The sequence below is a fragment of the Streptomyces doebereineriae genome (assembly GCF_031845645.1).
GTDB lineage: Bacteria > Actinomycetota > Actinomycetes > Streptomycetales > Streptomycetaceae > Streptomyces > Streptomyces canus.
This window is the reverse complement of the sequence record NZ_JAVREZ010000255.1, coordinates 1-461: the sequence shown is the minus strand read 5'-3', so window position 1 is coordinate 461 and position 461 is coordinate 1. Positions and strand designations below refer to the sequence as shown.

Below are 461 nucleotides of genomic sequence, written 5' to 3'. Positions count from 1 at the left end.
ATCATCGCCTGCATCCGCTCTTTGAAGCGCGGGTCGAGCTCCGCCAGTTCAGCGGGCAATTCTTCCAGCCGCAGGTACATGTTCCAGAGACCGTCGCCGGCGGCCTCCAGAAACATCTGTGCGTACGGATCGCGGATCAGCGGGTTCTCGCTATTTGTCTCTGCGGCCCGACCCGCCGCGACACCCAAGGCGGTGGCACCCACACTCTCGTTGATGTCCCAGGTGTCGTTCTCTGTTCTAGCCATGCTTGCCCCTTCGGCGTCTTCGTCCGCACACTACGGATGGACTGCAAATTATTATATAGGCTAACTACATGCGAGGCGGCGGGAAATAGATCTCCTGGGCGGCCGAGCACACCAGATCGCCGGCCCGGTTATAGATCGTGCCTGTCGCCAGAGCCCGTCCGGCAACCCCCGCGGGCGAGGTCTGTTCGTAGAAAAGCCAGTCCGAAAAGTCCGCAG

1 protein-coding gene and 1 pseudogene are annotated in these 461 nt (G+C 61.0%); both read right to left on the bottom strand.

Features of this window, described 5'->3' with window-relative positions; translation table 11 throughout:
- A partial coding sequence (locus RNB18_RS51750; protein ID WP_311721025.1) for a class I SAM-dependent methyltransferase occupies positions 1–245 on the bottom strand: 245 nt, incomplete at its 3' end.
- Between the two features lie 64 nt (positions 246–309).
- Positions 310–461: pseudogene (locus RNB18_RS51745) on the bottom strand (acyl-CoA thioesterase domain-containing protein); the annotation flags it as partial.